The organism is Skermanella sp. (assembly GCF_059503625.1).
The window spans coordinates 1-3539 of sequence record NZ_JCACHA010000177.1 but is presented as its reverse complement, the minus strand read 5'-3'; the positions used below and the strand labels follow the sequence as shown (position 1 = coordinate 3539).

Here is a 3539-nt window from a genome sequence, read left to right as displayed (position 1 = left end):
CTATGATCGATCCCAAGCAAAACAGCGCCACCGCATCGATCCTTGAAAATGCGGCAAAGAGGCGGGACGGGAGAGAGACAGACCATGTGTAGACTTTTCGTCATGCAGGACCCGGCGTCGTACGAATGCGAGACGCGGGCCGTCCGCCTGCACGGCCACACCACGAGCATCCGCCTGGAGGCCGAGTTCTGGGCGATCCTGGAAGAGATTGCGGCCCGCGAGGGCGTCCCGCTGTCGCGTTTCCTCTGCACGCTGCATGACGAGGTGCTTCAGCACCAGGGCGACATCCCCAACTTCGCGTCCATGCTGCGGGTGACCTGTGCGCTGTACCTGCGCGACCCCGTGGCTCATGCCTCGGCGGTGGCCGCGCGCCGGGCCAGGGAAATCGATGCTGTAGTAGCATGATACTACCACCACCCCGTTTAGCCGCCCTAGGATTTCGCCCAAGCGCCTGAAAGGGGCGACGTCGAGCAAAAGCGACACCAGGGGGAGGGTCCGGAACGATGGCCAAAGTCATCCACGCGATGTTCCGCGTGATCGATGAGAACAGGTCCCGCAACTTCTACGCCATAGCGTTCGGCCTGGAGGCTGCCGACCGTTACGAGTTCGACGGGTTCACCCTCGTCTACCTGCGGAACCGCGAGGCCGATTTCGAGGTCGAGCTGACTATCAACCACGGGCGGACGGAACCCTACGACCTAGGGGACGGCTACGGCCACATCGCGGTCGCCGTCGACGACCTGGACGCCGAGCACCGCCGCTTCACCGAAGCCGGTCTCAATCCCAATCCGATCAAGGAATTCATGCGCGAGGGCGCGCTGATGGCGCGCTTCTTCTTCGTGCAGGACCCCGACGGCTACAAGGTGGAGGTGCTCCAGCGGCATGGCCGCTACCGCTGAACCACCATAGTCGAAATCCAACGAGACCAAAGCCGAACAAGGCAGTCCGAACCCCGTCCCCCTAGGGAGGAGACACGCATGAGGACCATCGACAAGCGGGCCAAGGTGACCCGCCGCAATTTCCTGAAATCGGGCGCAGCCGTCGCCGGCGTTACCGCCATCGCCGGCGGCGCCACGGTCACGGTCGATCCCAACGGCGCCTGGGCGATGACCACCCAGCACCTGAAGCCCGAAACCATGGTGACGCTCGTCAAGATGGCGCGCGACCTCTACCCCCACGACCGGCTGGGCGATGCCTACTACGCCAAGGCGGTCGAAGCCTATGACGGCAAGGCCGGCGCCGACGCCACGCTCAAGCAGCTGCTGGAGCAGGGCGTCGCCGACCTGAACACGGCATCCCAGGCCAAGTACGCGATGCCCTACGCCGCCGTCAACGAAGAGGGCGACCGGGTCGCCGTCCTGCGCACGATGGAAACCACCCCGTTCTTCCAGAAGGTGCGCGGCGACATGGTCGTGGCCCTCTACAACCAGCCGGCCGTCTGGGCGAAGTTCGGCTACGAAGGCTCGTCCGCCGAGCACGGCGGCTATCTGCATCGCGGCTTCGACGACATCGACTGGCTGAAAGACGCCTGAGTCAACAAGCGCGTCACCAAGCTGGGCACCAAACGGCGGTTGGGAGGAACGGGAAAGATGGCTGCGAAATTCGACCTAAACGACGACGGCGTTGTGGTGATCGTGGGCTCTGGGGCCGGCGGCGGCACGCTGGGCAACGAACTGGCCCAGAAGGGCGTCAAGGTAGTGGTCCTGGAAGCGGGATCGCGCGTCGAGACGGAGGAATTCGTCAACAACGAGTGGGAGTCGTTCTCCCAGATAAGCTGGCTCGACAAGCGGACCACCTCGGGAAGCTGGCGGGTCGCCAAGGACTTCGCGGGCCTGCCGGCCTGGATCGTCAAGGCGGTCGGCGGCTCGACCATCCACTGGGCGGGCGCCAGCCTGCGCTTCCAGGAGCATGAGTTCAAGACCCGCACCCATTACGGCGACCTGTCCGGGGCCAATCTGCTGGACTGGCCGATCACCTTGCAGGAACTCGAGCCCTACTACGCCAAGGCCGAGTCCAAGATGGGCGTCACGGGGACCAACGGCATCCCGCGCCTGCCCGGCAACAACAACTACAAGGTCCTCGCGGCCGGCGCCAAGGCGATGGGCTACAAGGATTTCCACAGCGGCAATATGGCGATCAACTCGCGGGAGCGGGACAACCGGGGCGCCTGTCAGCAGATCGGCTTCTGTTTCCAGGGCTGCAAGTCGGGCGCCAAGTGGTCCACCCTGGTCGCCGAACTGCCCAAGGGCGAGGCTACCGGCAACCTCGAAGTCCGCTCCGACGCCCAGGTGCTGAAGATCGAGCACGACGCGTCGGGCAAGGTGACCGGCGTCCTCTACGGCGACAAGGCCGGCAACGTCCACCGCCAGAAGGCCCGCATCGTCGCGGTCGCCGGCAACTCGATCGAGAGCCCGCGCCTGCTGCTGAACTCCGCCTCCCCGATGTTCCCGGACGGGCTGGCTAACAGTTCGGGTCAGGTCGGGCGCAACTACATGCGCCACACCACCGGGTCGGTCTACGCGACCTTCGAAAAGCCCGTCCACATGTATCGCGGCACCACCATGGCCGGCATCGTCCGTGACGAGGCCCGGTTCGACACCTCGCGCGGCTTCGCCGGCGGCTACGAGCTGGAAACCCTGTCGCTCGGCCTGCCCTTCATGGCGGCCTTCCTGAACCCCGGCGCCTGGGGCCGAAGTTTCACCTCTGCGATGGACGGCTACGACCACATGGCCGGCATGTGGATCGTCGGCGAGGACATGCCGCAGGAAACCAACCGGATCACCCTGCACGCGTCCGAAAAGGACACCTTCGGCATGGCGATCCCGAACGTCCATTTCGACGACCACCCCAACGACGTCGCGATGCGCAATCACGCCTTCCGCCAGGGCTCGACCCTGTACGAGGCCGTTGGCGCCACCCGCACGATCCACACGCCGCCCTACCCTTCCACCCACAACCTCGGCACCAACCGGATGAGCGCCAACGCCCGCGACGGCGTCGTCAACAAGAACGGCCAGGCCCACGACGTGAAGAACCTGTTCGTCTCCGACGGCAGCCAGTTCACGACCGGGGCCGCCTGCAATCCGACCCTGACGATCGTCTCCCTCGCGATCCGGCAAGCGGACTTCATCGCCGACCAGATGAGCAAGCGGGAGATCTGACGAGGGGTGGTCTTCGAAGGCACCGACTTAGGCGTTCCAGTGCGACGCTCCAGCAATGTTCGCCCACTCTTCCGTCATACCCGGACTTGATCCGGGTACCTCCTGGCGGAGGCTGACGTGAGGACTTCAACCTGAAGTCCTGACTTCACCCGCTCAGCTCTTGAAAGGAGGTACCCGGATCAAGTCCGGGTATGACGGAACTGGAGGAGAAATCCGAAGTTGGCGTCCGAATGACATGAAATTGGTCAGGCCACCCGACCTTTTAGCCGGTTGACCTTCGTCGTCTTATGATTGACACTCCCCGCAAAACCAAACACACGGGGCGGGGGGAACTGCCACATGACCAAAGTCGCCTTATCCGGAGCCGGCGGCAATATC

General features: G+C 64.4%; 4 protein-coding genes. All 4 read left to right on the top strand.

The features are described 5' to 3' along the window. Positions 1-84: 84 nt before the first annotated feature. The 4 genes from AC5JJ6_RS04685 to AC5JJ6_RS04670 all read left to right on the top strand — a co-directional run bounded on the left by AC5JJ6_RS04685 (position 85) and on the right by AC5JJ6_RS04670 (position 3161). The gene (locus AC5JJ6_RS04685; protein WP_044431097.1) at positions 85-405 is read left to right on the top strand and encodes a ribbon-helix-helix domain-containing protein; all 321 of its coding nucleotides are present in this window, start codon (positions 85-87) and stop codon (positions 403-405) included. A 98-nt stretch (positions 406-503) separates the two neighbouring features. Continuing rightward, on the top strand, positions 504-899 hold the full coding sequence (locus tag AC5JJ6_RS04680; protein WP_496040931.1) for a VOC family protein: 396 nt from the start codon (positions 504-506) through the stop codon (positions 897-899). A 78-nt stretch (positions 900-977) separates the two neighbouring features. Continuing rightward, complete coding sequence (locus AC5JJ6_RS04675; protein ID WP_496040930.1) at positions 978-1532, top strand: twin-arginine translocation signal domain-containing protein; 555 nt, start codon at positions 978-980, stop codon at positions 1530-1532. 57 nt (positions 1533-1589) lie between these two features. Continuing rightward, positions 1590-3161, top strand: a complete 1572-nt coding sequence (locus AC5JJ6_RS04670) for a GMC family oxidoreductase (RefSeq protein ID WP_496040929.1) — start codon at positions 1590-1592, stop codon at positions 3159-3161. Positions 3162-3539: the final 378 nt, after the last annotated feature.